This window comes from Xanthomonas sp. WHRI 7064 (assembly GCF_040202355.2).
Lineage (GTDB): Bacteria > Pseudomonadota > Gammaproteobacteria > Xanthomonadales > Xanthomonadaceae > Xanthomonas > Xanthomonas arboricola.
In genome coordinates this window covers 1,204,017-1,217,941 of sequence record NZ_CP167821.1, presented here as the reverse complement: position 1 = coordinate 1,217,941, position 13,925 = coordinate 1,204,017, and the positions used below count along the sequence as shown (strand labels likewise).

The 13,925-nt window shown below is 60.8% G+C and carries 24 protein-coding genes; all 24 read right to left on the bottom strand.

The window, feature by feature from the left end:
• Positions 1 to 4: 4 nt before the first annotated feature.
• The 24 genes from rpmD to rpsL all read right to left on the bottom strand — a co-directional run bounded on the left by rpmD (position 5) and on the right by rpsL (position 13,881).
• Entirely contained in the window at positions 5 to 196 is a 192-nt protein-coding gene (gene rpmD / locus ABQY74_RS05270; protein WP_104627723.1) for a 50S ribosomal protein L30, read from the bottom strand.
• Complete coding sequence (rpsE, locus tag ABQY74_RS05265; protein WP_003486682.1) at positions 189 to 731, bottom strand: 30S ribosomal protein S5; 543 nt, start codon at positions 729 to 731, stop codon at positions 189 to 191. The genes rpmD and rpsE overlap by 8 nt, the downstream gene beginning before the upstream one ends.
• Positions 732 to 890: 159 nt before the next feature.
• Entirely contained in the window at positions 891 to 1,250 is a 360-nt protein-coding gene (gene rplR, locus ABQY74_RS05260) for a 50S ribosomal protein L18 (RefSeq protein ID WP_016900655.1), read from the bottom strand.
• Between the two features lie 88 nt (positions 1,251 to 1,338).
• On the bottom strand, positions 1,339 to 1,866 hold the full coding sequence (gene rplF, locus ABQY74_RS05255; protein WP_016900656.1) for a 50S ribosomal protein L6: 528 nt from the start codon (positions 1,864 to 1,866) through the stop codon (positions 1,339 to 1,341).
• A 15-nt stretch (positions 1,867 to 1,881) separates the two neighbouring features.
• Entirely contained in the window at positions 1,882 to 2,280 is a 399-nt protein-coding gene (gene rpsH / locus ABQY74_RS05250; protein WP_010371096.1) for a 30S ribosomal protein S8, read from the bottom strand.
• Between the two features lie 205 nt (positions 2,281 to 2,485).
• Positions 2,486 to 2,791 carry a 30S ribosomal protein S14 gene (gene rpsN, locus ABQY74_RS05245; RefSeq protein ID WP_005917137.1) on the bottom strand — a complete coding sequence of 102 codons (306 nt, stop codon included), beginning with the start codon at positions 2,789 to 2,791 and terminating at the stop codon, positions 2,486 to 2,488.
• A gap of 18 nt (positions 2,792 to 2,809) precedes the next feature.
• The gene (rplE, locus tag ABQY74_RS05240) at positions 2,810 to 3,352 is read right to left on the bottom strand and encodes a 50S ribosomal protein L5 (protein WP_010371090.1); all 543 of its coding nucleotides are present in this window, start codon (positions 3,350 to 3,352) and stop codon (positions 2,810 to 2,812) included.
• Positions 3,353 to 3,363: 11 nt separating this feature from the next.
• Positions 3,364 to 3,681 (bottom strand): 50S ribosomal protein L24, encoded by a 318-nt coding sequence (gene rplX, locus ABQY74_RS05235; RefSeq protein WP_003486696.1) that lies wholly within the window; start codon positions 3,679 to 3,681, stop codon positions 3,364 to 3,366.
• A 15-nt stretch (positions 3,682 to 3,696) separates the two neighbouring features.
• Complete coding sequence (rplN, locus tag ABQY74_RS05230; protein ID WP_003486699.1) at positions 3,697 to 4,065, bottom strand: 50S ribosomal protein L14; 369 nt, start codon at positions 4,063 to 4,065, stop codon at positions 3,697 to 3,699.
• A 14-nt stretch (positions 4,066 to 4,079) separates the two neighbouring features.
• Entirely contained in the window at positions 4,080 to 4,349 is a 270-nt protein-coding gene (gene rpsQ, locus ABQY74_RS05225; RefSeq protein WP_016900663.1) for a 30S ribosomal protein S17, read from the bottom strand.
• 11 nt (positions 4,350 to 4,360) lie between these two features.
• Positions 4,361 to 4,546 (bottom strand): 50S ribosomal protein L29, encoded by a 186-nt coding sequence (rpmC, locus tag ABQY74_RS05220; protein WP_006450638.1) that lies wholly within the window; start codon positions 4,544 to 4,546, stop codon positions 4,361 to 4,363.
• Positions 4,546 to 4,959 carry a 50S ribosomal protein L16 gene (gene rplP, locus ABQY74_RS05215; RefSeq protein WP_011036127.1) on the bottom strand — a complete coding sequence of 138 codons (414 nt, stop codon included), beginning with the start codon at positions 4,957 to 4,959 and terminating at the stop codon, positions 4,546 to 4,548. Before rplP ends, rpmC begins: the two co-directional genes overlap by 1 nt.
• A 5-nt stretch (positions 4,960 to 4,964) precedes the next feature.
• Entirely contained in the window at positions 4,965 to 5,699 is a 735-nt protein-coding gene (gene rpsC, locus ABQY74_RS05210) for a 30S ribosomal protein S3 (protein WP_024938565.1), read from the bottom strand.
• 17 nt (positions 5,700 to 5,716) lie between these two features.
• A complete protein-coding gene (gene rplV, locus ABQY74_RS05205) occupies positions 5,717 to 6,052 on the bottom strand; it encodes a 50S ribosomal protein L22 (protein ID WP_002811686.1) in 336 nt (111 codons plus the stop codon).
• Between the two features lie 12 nt (positions 6,053 to 6,064).
• On the bottom strand, positions 6,065 to 6,334 hold the full coding sequence (gene rpsS / locus ABQY74_RS05200) for a 30S ribosomal protein S19 (RefSeq protein ID WP_005993369.1): 270 nt from the start codon (positions 6,332 to 6,334) through the stop codon (positions 6,065 to 6,067).
• A gap of 6 nt (positions 6,335 to 6,340) precedes the next feature.
• Positions 6,341 to 7,168, bottom strand: a complete 828-nt coding sequence (gene rplB / locus ABQY74_RS05195; protein WP_003486715.1) for a 50S ribosomal protein L2 — start codon at positions 7,166 to 7,168, stop codon at positions 6,341 to 6,343.
• A 10-nt stretch (positions 7,169 to 7,178) separates the two neighbouring features.
• Positions 7,179 to 7,478, bottom strand: coding sequence for a 50S ribosomal protein L23 (gene rplW, locus ABQY74_RS05190; RefSeq protein ID WP_002811694.1), 300 nt, complete (start codon positions 7,476 to 7,478; stop codon positions 7,179 to 7,181).
• Positions 7,475 to 8,080: a 50S ribosomal protein L4 gene (gene rplD / locus ABQY74_RS05185; RefSeq protein WP_024938567.1), complete on the bottom strand. Its 606-nt coding sequence runs from the start codon at positions 8,078 to 8,080 to the stop codon at positions 7,475 to 7,477. The genes rplW and rplD overlap by 4 nt, the downstream gene beginning before the upstream one ends.
• A gap of 12 nt (positions 8,081 to 8,092) precedes the next feature.
• On the bottom strand, positions 8,093 to 8,743 hold the full coding sequence (gene rplC, locus ABQY74_RS05180) for a 50S ribosomal protein L3 (protein WP_006450633.1): 651 nt from the start codon (positions 8,741 to 8,743) through the stop codon (positions 8,093 to 8,095).
• An 11-nt stretch (positions 8,744 to 8,754) separates the two neighbouring features.
• Positions 8,755 to 9,066 carry a 30S ribosomal protein S10 gene (gene rpsJ / locus ABQY74_RS05175; protein ID WP_003486723.1) on the bottom strand — a complete coding sequence of 104 codons (312 nt, stop codon included), beginning with the start codon at positions 9,064 to 9,066 and terminating at the stop codon, positions 8,755 to 8,757.
• Between the two features lie 466 nt (positions 9,067 to 9,532).
• Positions 9,533 to 10,723: an elongation factor Tu gene (gene tuf, locus ABQY74_RS05170; RefSeq protein WP_024938571.1), complete on the bottom strand. Its 1,191-nt coding sequence runs from the start codon at positions 10,721 to 10,723 to the stop codon at positions 9,533 to 9,535.
• 48 nt (positions 10,724 to 10,771) lie between these two features.
• The gene (gene fusA, locus ABQY74_RS05165; protein ID WP_024938568.1) at positions 10,772 to 12,889 is read right to left on the bottom strand and encodes an elongation factor G; all 2,118 of its coding nucleotides are present in this window, start codon (positions 12,887 to 12,889) and stop codon (positions 10,772 to 10,774) included.
• Between the two features lie 137 nt (positions 12,890 to 13,026).
• Complete coding sequence (gene rpsG / locus ABQY74_RS05160; RefSeq protein WP_005993356.1) at positions 13,027 to 13,494, bottom strand: 30S ribosomal protein S7; 468 nt, start codon at positions 13,492 to 13,494, stop codon at positions 13,027 to 13,029.
• 12 nt (positions 13,495 to 13,506) lie between these two features.
• The gene (gene rpsL, locus ABQY74_RS05155; RefSeq protein ID WP_002811712.1) at positions 13,507 to 13,881 is read right to left on the bottom strand and encodes a 30S ribosomal protein S12; all 375 of its coding nucleotides are present in this window, start codon (positions 13,879 to 13,881) and stop codon (positions 13,507 to 13,509) included.
• Between the last annotated feature and the right edge of the window lie 44 nt (positions 13,882 to 13,925).

The window sequence follows — 13,925 nt, the reverse complement described above, 5'->3', positions numbered from 1 at the left end:
GGGATTAGTCCTCAACCTTGACGAGGTAGTGAACGGTATTGATCAGACCGCGAACCTGCGGGCTGTCCTTCAGTTCACGCACATCGTTGAGCTTATTCAGGCCCAACGCACGCACCGACAGGCGGTGACGCGACTGGGTTCCACGCAGGCCACGCACCAGGCGCACCTTCACGGTCTTGTTGGCGTCCTTAGCCATGGTTGAGCTCCTCCACCTTCTTGCCGCGCTTGGCCGCAACACGGGCCGGCGACTGCACTTCCGACAGACCCTTCAGGGTTGCACGGACCAGGTTGATCGGATTACGCGAACCAACCGCCTTGGCCAGCACGTTCTTGACGCCGACCGCTTCCAGCACAGCGCGCATGGCGCCGCCGGCGATGACGCCCGTACCTTCCGACGCCGGCTGCATGTAAACGCGTGCTGCGCCATGGCCGGACTTGACGGCATGCCACAAGGTACCGTTGTTCAGATCGACAGTGGCCAGGTTCTTGCGCGCCTGCTCCATCGACTTCTGGATGGCGACCGGCACTTCGCGCGCCTTGCCATAACCGAAACCGACCTTGCCCAGACCATCGCCGACCACGGTCAGCGCGGTGAAGGTGAACTGGCGACCGCCCTTGACCGTCTTGCTGACGCGATTGACCGCGACCAGCTTTTCGATCATGCCATCGTCGACTTTCTCTTCGCGGTTACGGTCGCGATCACGACCCCGCGGTGCACGTTCTTCTGCCATCTTGATTCCTTGATTGATTGAGTATGTACGGCTCGAAGCCGCTTATGGTTGTGGAGTCACGCTGTGTTCCCGGCACCGTTGCAAAAGAACGGGACGGTCCGGCATCTCACCTGCCGGCGGTAACGCGGATATGGCCGATGGCCACATCCGCAGCAGTGCTTAGAACTGCAGGCCGCCTTCGCGAGCTGCGTCGGCCAGCGCCTTGATACGGCCATGGTAGCGGTAGCCCGAGCGGTCGAATGCGACCTTCTCGATGCCCGCAGCCTTGGCGCGCTCGGCGATCAGCTTGCCGACCTTGACGGCCGCATCGCTGTTCTTGCCGTTCTTCAGGCCTTCCTTGACGTCGGCCTGCAGGGTGTTCGCCGCAGCGATCACCTTGGAGCCGTCGGCGGTGAAGACCTGCGCATACAGGTGCTGGCCGGTGCGCAGCACCGACAGGCGAGCGACGCCCAGTTCACGGATGTGCGAACGGGTGGACTTGGCGCGACGCAGACGTGCGATGTTCTTGTTGATGCTCATGATATTTATCCTACGGAAGCTGAAGGGAAAGCGTGCTCCTATCAAAAGTCCGCACAGGGATGTGCGGGCTCTTGCGAGGGACTCGCCATTAAGCCTTCTTGGCTTCCTTGCGAATGATGACTTCACCGGCGTACTTCACACCCTTGCCCTTATAGGGCTCCGGCGGACGGAAACCGCGAATCTTGGCGGCAACTTCGCCGACGCGCTGCTTGTCGGCGCCCTGGACCACGATTTCGGTCTGGGTCGGGGTCGACAGCGTGATGCCTTCCGGCGCCACGAACACCAGCGGATGCGAGAAACCAAGCGACAGGCTCAGGTCCTTGCCCTGCATGGCGGCACGGTAACCGACGCCGACCAGCTCGAGCTTGCGCTCGAAGCCCTCGGACACACCCTTGACCATGTTGGCCAGAATGGCGCGCACGGTGCCGGTGATGGCGATCTGCGACGGTTCGTTGGCCGACAGCGTGGCAACGTCGCCGTCGATGGCGATTTCGACGCCAACCGGCTTCGGCAGGGTCAGGGTGCCCTTCGGGCCCTTGACGCTGACCAGCTCGGGCTGGACCTTGAGTTCAACACCCTTCGGAAGGGAGACAGGCTTCTTGGCTACACGGGACATGATCGATTCCTTCCCTTAGGCCACGAAGCACAGGACTTCACCACCAACGCCGGCTTCGCGAGCCTGCGCATCGGTCATGATGCCCTTCGACGTGGAAATGATGGCGATACCCAGGCCGCCAAGGACCTTGGGCAGCTCGGTCTTGCCGCGGTACTGGCGCAGACCCGAGCGCGAGAAACGCTTCAGGGTCTCGATGACCGGACGGCCTTCGAAATACTTCAGCACGATTTCCAGCTCCGACTTGTTGTTCTCGGTCGCTGTCACGCGCAGGTCGGTGATGTAACCCTCGTCCTTCAGGACCTGGGCGATCGCGACCTTGATCTTGGACGACGGCAATTTCACCGTCTGCTTACCAACCGCTGCCGCATTCTTGATGCGTACCAGCAGGTCGGCGATGGGATCAGTCATGCTCATATGAGTACCTTTGAGTGCACCGATATCCGCTTTCGCGAAAATCTTGTGTTTTCCTGGGGATGGGCCAGGACCCTTTACGCCATGCCAGGCCCATGCGGGCAAGACAGAAGCGGAAGTATACGACAAAAGAGCCCGACTTGCGTCGGACTCCCTTGTTGAACAGAACCATCCTGTTCAAGCCGGCCGCGAACGGCCGGCAATGCTGTTACCAGCTTGCCTTGCGCAGGCCCGGAACGTCGCCGTTCATCGTGGCCTTGCGCAGCATGTTGCGACCCAGACCGAACTTGCGGTAGACACCGCGCGGACGACCGGACAACTCGCAACGGTTGCGGTGGCGGCTCGGCGACGAATCGCGCGGCAGCTTCTGCAACTTGGTCGACGCGTCGATCTTCTCTTCGTAGGACGCATCCTGACTGGAGAGGATCTTCTTCAGCGCATCACGCTTGCCGGCGAATTTCTTCGCCAGCTTTGCACGCTTGATGTCGCGGTGGATCATGGAGGTCTTTGCCATTTCGGATGTCCTCGACGGTCAGTTACGGAACGGGAACTTGAACGCTGCCAGCAGCGCCTTCGCTTCCGCATCCGTCTTGGCGGTGGTGGTGATGGCGATATCCATACCGCGAATCGCGTCGACGGCGTCGAAGTCGATTTCCGGGAAGATGATCTGTTCCTTCACACCCATGTTGAAGTTGCCACGACCGTCAAAGGAGCGACCGGAAACACCACGGAAGTCGCGCACGCGCGGCAGCGAGATGTTGATCAGACGATCCAGAAACTCGTACATCTTGGCGCGACGCAACGTGGTCTTGCAGCCGATCGGCCAACCGTCACGAATCTTGAACGATGCGACCGAAACGCGCGACTTGGTGACCACCGGCTTCTGACCGGAGATCTTGGACATGTCGGCGACCGCATTTTCCAGAATCTTCTTGTTGGTAGCCGCCTCGCCCACGCCCATGTTGAGCGTGACCTTGACCAGCTTCGGCACTTCCATCGGATTGGTGTAGCCGAATTCCTTCATCAGGGCCGGCACCACGTTTTCCTTGTAAAACTTTTCGAGACGAGTGTTCATGATCGCATTCCTCAGGCGTCGAGCGCCTCACCGCTGGAGCGGAACACACGCAATTTGCGTCCATCCTCCAGCACCTTGAAGCCAACGCGCTCGCCCTTGCCCGTTGCCGGGTTGACGATATTGACGTTGGAGATATGGATCGACGCTTCACGCTCGACCACGCCGCCGGCGACACCCGCCTGCGGGTTCGGCTTGGTGTGGCGCTTGATGACGTTGGCATTGGAGACGATCACGCGATCGCCATCCACACGCACAACTTCACCCTGCTTACCCTTGTCCTTGCCGGTGTTGATGACGACCTGGTCGCCCTTCTTGATACGGTTAGCCATGTATATGTCCTCCGCTCACAGCACTTCGGGAGCGAGCGAGACGATCTTCATGAACTTCTCGGAACGCAGCTCGCGCGTCACCGGCCCGAAGATGCGGGTCCCGATCGGCTCCTGCTTATTGTTCAACAGCACAGCGGCGTTGCCATCGAAGCGGATCAGCGAACCGTCGGGACGGCGCACACCCTTGCGGGTACGCACCACGACGGCGTCGTAGACTTCGCCCTTCTTGACCTTGCCACGCGGAATGGCGTCCTTGACGGTCACCTTGATGATGTCGCCAATGTGTGCGTAGCGGCGCTTGGAGCCGCCCAGCACCTTGATGCACATCACTTCCTTGGCACCCGAATTGTCGGCGACATCGAGGTAGCTCTGCATCTGGATCATGATTCAGATCTCCCTTATTCGGCCGAACGGGTGACGATTTCGACCACCCGCCAGTTCTTGGTCTTGGACATTGGAGCAATCTCGGTCACACGCACGACGTCGCCTTCGTTGCAGGCATTGTCGGCGTCGTGTGCGTGGAGCTTGGACGAGCGCTTGATGTACTTACCGTACAACGGGTGCTTGACCTGGCGCTCCACCAACACGGTGACCGTCTTGTCCATCTTATTGCTGACAACACGGCCTTCGACCGTGCGCAGCGCTTGCTTTTCGTTGTTGTCGCTCATCGCGGCCGTCCTTACTTGGTGCTGCCGAGCAGGTACTTGACGCGAGCAATCTCGCGGCGCACCCGGCGGGTATCGTGGGTCTTCGGCAGCTGGCCGGTGACCTGCTGCATACGGAGCGAGAACTGCTCCTTACGCAGATCGGTCAGGTGGGCCTTCAGTTCGTCAGCCGACTTCTCGCGGAGTTGTTTGATATCCATCAGCGCACCGTCCGGGTCACGAAAGTGGTGGTCACCGACAATTTCGCGGCGGCAAGGCGGAACGCCTCACGTGCGATATCTTCGGGAATACCCTCGATTTCATAGATCATGCGGCCCGGCTGAATCTGCGCGACCCAGTACTCCACGTTGCCCTTACCGGAGCCCATGCGGACTTCGATCGGCTTCTTGGTGATCGGCTTGTCGGGGAACACACGAATCCACATCTTGCCGCCCTTCTTGACGTGGCGACTGATCGTACGACGTGCTGCTTCAATCTGACGCGCGGTCAGCTGACCGTGCGCGGTTGCCTTGAGGCCGTACTCGCCGAAGCTGACGGCGTTTCCGCTCCATGCCAGGCCGTCGTTACGGCCCTTGTGCATCTTGCGATATTTGGTTCGCTTGGGTTGCAACATTGCCGTTACCTCGCTTCACGAGCCGGGCGCGAAGGACGGTCACCACGGTCGCCGCGATCGTTACGATCGTTGCGCGGGCTGTCGTCCTGCTTCTCCTGGCCAACCTGGGAGAAGTCGAAGACCTCACCCTTATAGATCCAGACCTTGATGCCGATGATGCCGTACGTCGTGGACGCCTCAGCAAAACCGTAATCGATGTCGGCACGTAGCGTGTGCAGCGGCACGCGGCCTTCGCGGTACCACTCCGAACGGGCGATTTCTGCACCGTTGAGGCGGCCAGCCACGTTGACCTTGATGCCCAGGGCACCCAAGCGCATCGCGTTGCCGACCGAGCGCTTCATTGCGCGGCGGAACATGATGCGACGCTCAAGCTGCTGCGCGATCGACTCGGCGACCAGCTGCGCATCCAGCTCCGGCTTGCGCACTTCGGTGACGTTGATGTGGGCAGGAACACCCATCATCGCGCTCACTTCCTTACGCAGCTTTTCGATGTCCTCGCCACGCTTGCCGATCACCACGCCCGGACGGGCGGTGTGGATCGTCACGCGGGCGGTTTTGGCAGGGCGCTCGATCAAGATCTTGCTGATACCTGCCTGCGCGAGCTTCTTGCGCAGCATTTCACGCACTTTCAGGTCGGCTGCCAGGTAGGCGGCGAAGTCGGCCTTGCTTGCGTACCACTTGGAATTCCAGTCCTTGGCGATGCCAAGGCGAATTCCAGTCGGATGAACTTTATGACCCATGGTCTTTTCCTTTCCGCTTACTTGGCGGCGCCAACAATCACAGTGATGTGACTGGTGCGCTTGAGGATGCGGGTACCGCGGCCTTTCGCCCGCGCCATGAAACGCTTCAGGGAGGGACCTTCATCAACCATGATGGTCTTGACCTTCAGCTCGTCGACATCCGCGCCCTGATTGTTCTCGGCATTGGCAATAGCCGACTCCACAACCTTTTTGATCAGGTGCGCAGCCTTCTTGTCCGAGAACTTCAGCAGATTGACCGCACGTTCGGCGGACAGTCCACGCACCTGGTCAGCGACCAGGCGGGCCTTCTGCGGGGAGATGCGCGCGGTGCGCAGGATTGCTTTCGCTTCCATCGTCATCTCTCCTTACCTGCTCGACTTCTTGTCGCCACCGTGACCCTTGAAGGTCCGGGTGACGGCAAATTCGCCGAGCTTGTGGCCGACCATATTCTCGTTGACGAGCACCGGAATGTGGTTCTTGCCGTTATGCACGGCGATGGTGATGCCTACCATTTCCGGCAGGATCATCGAACGGCGCGACCAGGTCTTGATCGGCTTCTTGCTACCCGCAGCGGACTCCACCTTCTTTGCAAGGTGGTGATCGACGAACGGGCCCTTCTTAAGTGAACGTGCCATGGTCGATTAGCCCCTACGATCGCGGACGATGAATTGCTGGGTGCGCTTGTTCTTGCGCGTCTTGTAACCCTTGGTCGGAACACCCCACGGGGTGACCGGATGCGGATTACCCTGGCCAGCCTTGGCCTCACCACCACCGTGCGGGTGATCGACCGGGTTCATGGCCGCACCGCGAACGGTCGGACGAACACCGCGCCAGCGCTTGGCGCCAGCCTTGCCCAGCTTCTCGAGGTTGTGCTCGTCGTTGCCGACTTCGCCGATGGTGGCGCGGCACTCGACCGGCACCTTGCGCATTTCGCCCGAGCGCAGACGCAGCGTGGCATAGATGCCTTCGCGAGCGACCAGCTGGACGGCTGCGCCGGCAGCACGTGCGATCTGAGCGCCCTTACCCGGCTTCAGCTCGATACCGTGGACCGTCGTACCGACCGGGATGTTGCGCAGCGGCAGCGTGTTGCCGGTCTTGATCGGTGCATTGGCACCGGCAATGACCTGATCGCCAGCCTTCAAGCCCTTGGGGGCAATGATGTAGCGACGCTCGCCGTCGACGTAGCACAGCAGGGCGATATGAGCGGTACGGTTCGGATCGTATTCGATCCGCTCCACACGCGCCGGAATGCCTTCCTTGTTGCGCTTGAAGTCGATGATGCGGTAGTGCTGCTTGTGGCCACCACCGACGTGACGCACGGTGATGCGGCCATGGTGGTTACGACCACCGGACTTGCTCTGCGAGTCGAGCAGCGCCGCGTGCGGTGCGCCCTTGTGCAGATCGGGAGTAACCACGCGCACGGCGGAACGACGGCCGGGAGAGGTGGGTTTGAACTTCATCAATGGCATGGGATGGACCTCAGGCCTTGGCCGTTACGTCGATGGACTGACCATCAACCAGGCGGACGTACGCCTTGCGCCAATTGCCACGGCTGCCAGCACGGTTACGGAAGGACTTGCTCTTGCCCTTGACGTTGACCACGTTGACCGCTTTGACCTTGACGTCGAACAGCTGCTCAACCGCGGCCTTTACATCGGCCTTGGTGGCTTCGTTCGAAACTTCGAAGACATACTGGTTGGAGATTTCCTGCAGGCGCGCGGTCTTTTCGGAGACTCGCGGAGCACGCAGCACGCTGAAGATTTTTTCGTTGCTGCTCATGCCAGCCACTCCTCGACCTTCTTGACCGCATCGGCGGTGATCACGACCGTATCGGCCCCGACCAGAGCGACCGGATCCAAACCCTGCACATCACGCACCTGCACATACGGCAGATTGCGGGCGGACAGATACAGGTGCTCGGACGCTTCCTCGGTGACGATCAGCGGGCGCTTGCCCACGTCCAGTCCCTTCAGCTTCTCGATCAGACCCTGGGTCTTGGTGGTTTCGACGTCGAACGCATCGACGATCATCAGGCGACCCTGGCGATTAAGCTCAGAGAAGATCGCGCAGATGGCCGCACGGTACATCTTGCGGTTGACTTTCTGTTCGAAGCTGCGCGGCTTGGCCGCGAAGGTCACGCCGCCGCCGATGAAGATCGGAGCCGTCAGCGCGCCATGACGCGCACCGCCGCCCTTCTGCTTCTTCGACTTCTTGGTCGTGCCCGCAACTTCCGAACGCGTCTTCTGAGCCTTGGTACCAGCGCGGCCGGCATTGCGATAAGCGACGACGACCTGGTGAACCAGATCTTCGCTGAATTCGCGACCGAACACGGCATCGGAGACCGAGACCTTGTTGTTGCTACCCGTGATAACGAGTTCCATCGTCATCTCTCCTTATGCCTTGCTCGCCGGACGGACGATCACGTCGCCACCAGCTGCGCCAGGCACGGCGCCGCGGATAGCAATCAGACCACGCTCGACGTCGACCTTGACCACTTCCAGGTTCTGCGTGCTTTGCTGCACGGCGCCCATGTGGCCCGACATCTTCTTACCCGGGAAAACGCGACCCGGGGTCTGGCGCTGACCCAACGAACCCGGCGCGCGATGCGACAGCGAGTTACCGTGAGTTGCATCGCCCATACGGAAGTTGTAGCGCTTGATGGTGCCCTGGAAACCCTTACCCTTGGTGACGCCCTGGACGTCGACCTTCTGGCCGACCTCGAAGATGTCCGCCTTGATTTCGCCGCCGACGGCGAAATCGCCGAGCTGCGCGTCTTCAACGCGGAATTCCCACAGGCCGCGACCCGCTTCCACCTTCGCCTTGGCGAAGTGGCCAGCAGCCGGCTTGTTGACCAGCGCGGCACGACGGGCACCAACGGTAATCTGCACAGCGCTGTAGCCGTCAGCTTCGACGGTCTTGATCTGCGCGATGCGGTTTGGAGTTGCTTCGATCAGCGTGACCGGTACCGAGCGACCGTCTTCAGTGAAGACGCGGCTCATACCAGCCTTGCGGCCTACGAAGCCCAACGAATATTTCTTCGTCATGGTCGTAGTCCTCAGGTCAACTTGATCTGAACGTCGACGCCAGCCGCGAGTTCGAGCTTCATCAGCGCGTCCACGGTCTTGTCGTTCGGGTCGACGATATCGAGCACACGCTTGTGCGTGCGGGTTTCGTATTGGTCACGCGCATCCTTGTCGGCATGCGGGGATACGAGGATGGTGTAACGTTCGATCTTGGTCGGCAACGGGATCGGGCCACGCACTTGCGCGCCGGTCCGCTTAGCCGTTTCGACGATCTCGCTGGCCGAACGGTCGATCAAACGATGATCGAACGCCTTCAACCGAATCCGGATCTTTTGTTCCGACATGACGGAAGCTTCCTTCGTTAAAAGAGCGACGGGCAAGGCCTCTGGGATACCTGCCCCGATATTCCTGACGTAGATGAAATCGCCATGCATCCTGCTGACGAGGGCATTTCCTCCGCCCAAAAACTGAGGCAGACCGGTAAACCGGCCTGCCCAGACGGAAAAGTATAATGCGCAACAAGAGCACGGTCAACAACATGTGAGTTGTTGAGTGCTCCATGCAACGCGACCTTCCCGGTCTGGCGAACACGAGCGGCATCCTGCCGTTCTTTTCGCTGTAACTCGGCGCCCTACCCAGGGACACCGAGCCGCGCATTATAGCGATGGGTTTTTACCTGTGCAAGCGTCCTGTTCCATCAATGCGCCCTCGTGTGCATGTCCACCTGACCTGACGCACAAAAAAAGGGCCGGCTTGCGCCGACCCTCTCTTTTGCAGATCCAGCGACTGGAAGCCGCCGGGCTGCAGGACTTACTTGATGATCTTGGCAACCACGCCGGCGCCGACGGTACGACCGCCTTCACGGATGGCGAAGCGCAGACCTTCGTCCATCGCGACCGGGTTGATCAGGGTCACGACCATCTTCACGTTGTCGCCCGGCATCACCATTTCCACGCCTTCCGGCAGCTGGCAAGCGCCAGTGATATCGGTGGTGCGGAAGTAGAACTGCGGACGGTAGCCCTTGAAGAACGGGGTATGACGGCCACCCTCGTCCTTGGACAGAACATAGACTTCGGCTTCGAACTCGGTGTGCGGCTTGATCGAACCCGGCTTGCACAGCACCTGGCCGCGCTCGACGTCGTCACGCTTGGTGCCGCGCAGCAGCAGACCGGCGTTGTCGCCTGCCTGACCCTGGTCGAGCAGCTTGCGGAACATTTCCACGCCGGTGACGGTGGTCTTCTGCGTGTCGCGGATACCGACGATTTCGATTTCGTCGCCAACCTTGATGATGCCGCGCTCGATACGACCGGTCACCACGGTGCCGCGGCCGGAGATCGAGAACACGTCTTCGACCGGCATCAGGAACGGACGGTCGACGTCGCGGGTCGGCTCCGGGATGAAGGTGTCGAGCGCATCGACCAGCTTCAGGATCGCCGGCACGCCGATGTCGCTCTGATCGCCGTCCAGGGCCAGACGCGCCGAACCGTGGATGATCGGGGTGTCATCGCCCGGAAAGTCGTACTTGCTGAGCAGCTCGCGCACTTCCATTTCGACCAGCTCGAGCAGCTCGGCGTCGTCGACCATGTCGGCCTTGTTCAGGAACACGACGATGTGCGGCACACCGACCTGACGCGAGAGCAGGATGTGCTCACGAGTCTGCGGCATCGGGCCGTCAGCAGCCGAACACACCAGGATCGCGCCGTCCATCTGCGCCGCACCGGTGATCATGTTTTTGACGTAGTCGGCGTGGCCGGGGCAGTCGACGTGCGCATAGTGGCGGTTCGGGGATTCGTATTCGACGTGGGCGGTCGAAATCGTGATGCCGCGCGCCTTCTCTTCAGGCGCCGCGTCGATCGCGTCATACGCCTTGAACTCGCCACCGAAACGCTCAGCACCGATCTTGGTCAGCGCGGCTGTCAACGTGGTCTTGCCATGGTCAACGTGACCGATGGTGCCGACGTTCACGTGCGGCTTGGTGCGCTCAAATTTAGCTTTTGCCATGACTAACTACCTCTAATTGAAAAATTTGTGAGAAGCGGCTGAGCGAACTCAGCCCTTCTTGGTGACGGCGTCGGCGATGTTGGCCGGTGCCTCTTCGTAGTGGTCGAATTCCATCGAGAACGTCGCACGGCCCTGGCTCATCGAGCGCAGCGAGGTCGCGTAGCCGAACATTTCACCCAGCGGAATCATCGCGTTGATGATCTTGCCCGACGGGCTGTCGTCCTGACCCTGCAACACGCCACGACGGCGGCTCACGTCGCCCATCACGTCACCCAGGTAATCCTCCGGGCTGACGATTTCGACCTTCATGATCGGCTCCAGCAACACCGGGCTGGCTTTCGCAAAGCCCTGCTTGAACGCCATAGACGCGGCCAGCTTGAACGCCATTTCCGAGGAGTCGACGTCGTGGTACGAGCCGAACACCAGCTTGACCTTCACGCCCACCACCGGGAAGCCGGCGATCGGACCACTGGTGATCGTCTCGCGCAGACCCTTTTCGACCGAGGGGATGAATTCCTTCGGGATGATGCCGCCGGTGATGTCGTTGATGAAGAGGAAATCGTCCTTGACGTTGTCGCTCTTGCGATCGTCCTCGGTCATCGGCGACAGCTCGATCACCACGTGACCGTACTGACCCTTACCACCGGACTGCTTGGCGTGCTTGTAGTCGGACTTGACGTCGGACTTGCGGATGGTTTCGCGGTAGGCCACCTGCGGCTTGCCGACGTTGGCCTCGACATTGAACTCGCGACGCATGCGGTCGACGATGATGTCCAGGTGCAACTCGCCCATGCCCGAGATGATGGTCTGGCCGGATTCTTCGTCGGTCTTGACGCGGAACGAGGGATCTTCCTGCGCCAGACGGCCCAGGGCCATACCCATCTTTTCCTGGTCCGACTTGGTCTTGGGCTCCACCGCCATCGAGATCACCGGCTCCGGGAACACCATGCGCTCCAGGGTGATGACCTTGTCCTGCGCACACAGCGTGTCGCCGGTGGTGACGTCCTTCAGACCCACGGCAGCAGCGATGTCGCCAGCGCGCACTTCCTTGATCTCTTCGCGATTGTTGGAGTGCATCTGCAGGATGCGGCCCACGCGCTCTTTCTTCGACTTGACCGGGTTGTAGACCTGGTCGCCGGAGTTCAACGTGCCCGAGTAGACACGGAAGAACGTCAGCGAGCCCACGAACGGGTCGGTCATGATCTTGAACGCCAACGCCGAGAACGGCGCGGTATCGGTGGCCGGACGGGTGTCTTCCTTCTCGTCCTCATCGATACCCTGGACCGGCGGACGGTCGGCCGGCGACGGCAACAGGTGCACGACGCCGTCGAGCATGGCCTGCACGCCCTTGTTCTTGAACGCCGAGCCGCAGAACACCGGCACGATTTCGACTTTCAGGGTGCGCTCGCGCAGACCCACCAGGATCTCTTCTTCGCTCAGGTCGCCTTCGTTGAGGTACTTGTCCATCAGGTCTTCGCTGGCTTCTGCAGCCGCCTCGACCATGAACGAACGCGCCTCGGTCGCGATCTCGACCAGATCGGCCGGGATGTCGCGGTATTCGAAGGTGGTGCCCTGCGATGCGGTATCCCAATGGATCGCCTTCATCTTGAGCAGGTCGACCACGCCCTCGAAGCCGTCTTCGGCGCCGATCGGCACCTGCATCGGCACGGCGTAGGCACCCAGACGGGCCTTCAGCTGCTCGACGACCTTGTCGAAGTTGGCACCGGTACGGTCCATCTTGTTGACGAAGGCCATGCGCGGCACGGAGTACTTGTTGGCCTGGCGCCACACGGTCTCGGACTGCGGCTGCACGCCACCGACGGCGCACAGCACGAACACCGCACCGTCGAGCACGCGCAAGGAGCGCTCCACTTCGATGGTGAAGTCAACGTGCCCGGGGGTGTCGATGATGTTGAAGCGGTGCTGCGGCATGGACTTGTCCATGCCCGACCAGAACGCGGTGGTCGCAGCGGAGGTGATGGTGATACCACGCTCCTGCTCCTGCTCCATCCAGTCCATCACTGCAGCGCCGTCATGGACTTCGCCGATCTTGTGACTGACACCGGTGTAGAACAGGATGCGCTCGGAGGTGGTGGTCTTGCCGGCATCGATGTGGGCCATGATGCCGAAGTTGCGGTAACGCTCGATAGGGGTGGTGCGGGCCACGGGGAGCCTCTCAATTTCTTGGATTTCGGATGGCCGAACGCCGCCTTTCGGCGGCCTTCGGATTGGATGCGACGCGTAACGCGTCGCAAACAGCACTCAGATGGTGCTGAAGGGCCCCGTTACCAAGGCCCACGAGGTCACCAGCGGTAATGTGCGAACGCCTTGTTCGCCTCCGCCATACGGTGCGTCTCTTCGCGCTTCTTGATCGCGCCGCCACGGCTTTCCGAGGCGTCCAACAGTTCTGCAGCCAGCTTGCGCGGCATGGTGTTCTCGCCACGCTTGCGCGCGGAATCGATCAACCAGCGCATTGCCAGCGCCATGCGACGGGAGGAGCGCACTTCGACGGGCACCTGATAGGTAGCACCACCGACGCGACGCGATTTAACTTCGACAGCCGGGGCCACGTTGTCCAGTGCTTTCTGCACCAGCTCGACGGCATTCGGATTCTTTTCGCCAATGACGTCCATCGCGCCATAGACAATTTTCTCAGCAACCGACTTCTTGCCACTTTGCATCACCATATTGATGAAGCGGGCAATGGTTTCGCTGCCATGCTTTGGATCAGGCAGGACGGTGCGCTGCGGAGTAGAACCTTTACGGGACATTGGAGTGTTTCCTTAGCTCTTCGGGCGCTTGGCGCCGTACTTGGAACGACCTTGACGGCGCTTTGCGACGCCGGCGGCGTCCAGCGAACCACGGACGGTGTGATAACGCACACCGGGAAGATCCTTAACGCGGCCACCGCGAATCAGGACCACGGAGTGCTCCTGCAGGTTGTGGCCTTCACCACCGATGTAGCTGATGACCTCTTCCTGGTTCGTCAGGCGCACTTTGGCAACCTTACGCAGGGCCGAGTTCGGCTTCTTCGGGGTAGTGGTGTAGACGCGTGTGCAGACGCCACGGCGCTGCGGACACTTGTCCAGTGCCGGGGAGGCACTCTTGTAGGTGGTCGCTTGCCGAGGCTTGCGGACCAGCTGATTGATCGTCGTCATCAGTTGATTCTTCTGATTGAGAGGCCGAGACGGCCTTGCACGAA

What these genes read in the sequence shown, in the direction of transcription:
- rpsH (WP_010371096.1), bottom strand. Translation starts at nt 2,280, where the DNA reads ATGAGCATGACTGATCCCATCGCCGACCTGCTGGTACGCATCAAGAAT.
- rpsE (WP_003486682.1), bottom strand. Translation starts at nt 731, where the DNA reads ATGGCAGAAGAACGTGCACCGCGGGGTCGTGATCGCGACCGTAACCGC.
- rpsS (WP_005993369.1), bottom strand. Translation starts at nt 6,334, where the DNA reads ATGGCACGTTCACTTAAGAAGGGCCCGTTCGTCGATCACCACCTTGCA.
- rpsC (WP_024938565.1), bottom strand. Translation starts at nt 5,699, where the DNA reads ATGGGTCATAAAGTTCATCCGACTGGAATTCGCCTTGGCATCGCCAAG.
- rplR (WP_016900655.1), bottom strand. Translation starts at nt 1,250, where the DNA reads ATGAGCATCAACAAGAACATCGCACGTCTGCGTCGCGCCAAGTCCACC.
- rplW (WP_002811694.1), bottom strand. Translation starts at nt 7,478, where the DNA reads ATGAGCAGCAACGAAAAAATCTTCAGCGTGCTGCGTGCTCCGCGAGTC.
- rpmD (WP_104627723.1), bottom strand. Translation starts at nt 196, where the DNA reads ATGGCTAAGGACGCCAACAAGACCGTGAAGGTGCGCCTGGTGCGTGGC.
- rplC (WP_006450633.1), bottom strand. Translation starts at nt 8,743, where the DNA reads ATGACGAAGAAATATTCGTTGGGCTTCGTAGGCCGCAAGGCTGGTATG.
- rpsQ (WP_016900663.1), bottom strand. Translation starts at nt 4,349, where the DNA reads ATGAGCGACAACAACGAAAAGCAAGCGCTGCGCACGGTCGAAGGCCGT.
- rplX (WP_003486696.1), bottom strand. Translation starts at nt 3,681, where the DNA reads ATGGCTAACCGTATCAAGAAGGGCGACCAGGTCGTCATCAACACCGGC.
- rplV (WP_002811686.1), bottom strand. Translation starts at nt 6,052, where the DNA reads ATGGAAGCGAAAGCAATCCTGCGCACCGCGCGCATCTCCCCGCAGAAG.
- rplE (WP_010371090.1), bottom strand. Translation starts at nt 3,352, where the DNA reads ATGAACACTCGTCTCGAAAAGTTTTACAAGGAAAACGTGGTGCCGGCC.
- rplP (WP_011036127.1), bottom strand. Translation starts at nt 4,959, where the DNA reads ATGTTGCAACCCAAGCGAACCAAATATCGCAAGATGCACAAGGGCCGT.
- rpsN (WP_005917137.1), bottom strand. Translation starts at nt 2,791, where the DNA reads ATGGCAAAGACCTCCATGATCCACCGCGACATCAAGCGTGCAAAGCTG.
- tuf (WP_024938571.1), bottom strand. Translation starts at nt 10,723, where the DNA reads ATGGCAAAAGCTAAATTTGAGCGCACCAAGCCGCACGTGAACGTCGGC.
- rplB (WP_003486715.1), bottom strand. Translation starts at nt 7,168, where the DNA reads ATGCCATTGATGAAGTTCAAACCCACCTCTCCCGGCCGTCGTTCCGCC.
- rpsL (WP_002811712.1), bottom strand. Translation starts at nt 13,881, where the DNA reads ATGACGACGATCAATCAGCTGGTCCGCAAGCCTCGGCAAGCGACCACC.
- rpmC (WP_006450638.1), bottom strand. Translation starts at nt 4,546, where the DNA reads ATGGATATCAAACAACTCCGCGAGAAGTCGGCTGACGAACTGAAGGCC.
- rpsJ (WP_003486723.1), bottom strand. Translation starts at nt 9,066, where the DNA reads ATGTCGGAACAAAAGATCCGGATTCGGTTGAAGGCGTTCGATCATCGT.
- rplF (WP_016900656.1), bottom strand. Translation starts at nt 1,866, where the DNA reads ATGTCCCGTGTAGCCAAGAAGCCTGTCTCCCTTCCGAAGGGTGTTGAA.
- rplN (WP_003486699.1), bottom strand. Translation starts at nt 4,065, where the DNA reads ATGATCCAGATGCAGAGCTACCTCGATGTCGCCGACAATTCGGGTGCC.
- rpsG (WP_005993356.1), bottom strand. Translation starts at nt 13,494, where the DNA reads ATGTCCCGTAAAGGTTCTACTCCGCAGCGCACCGTCCTGCCTGATCCA.
- rplD (WP_024938567.1), bottom strand. Translation starts at nt 8,080, where the DNA reads ATGGAACTCGTTATCACGGGTAGCAACAACAAGGTCTCGGTCTCCGAT.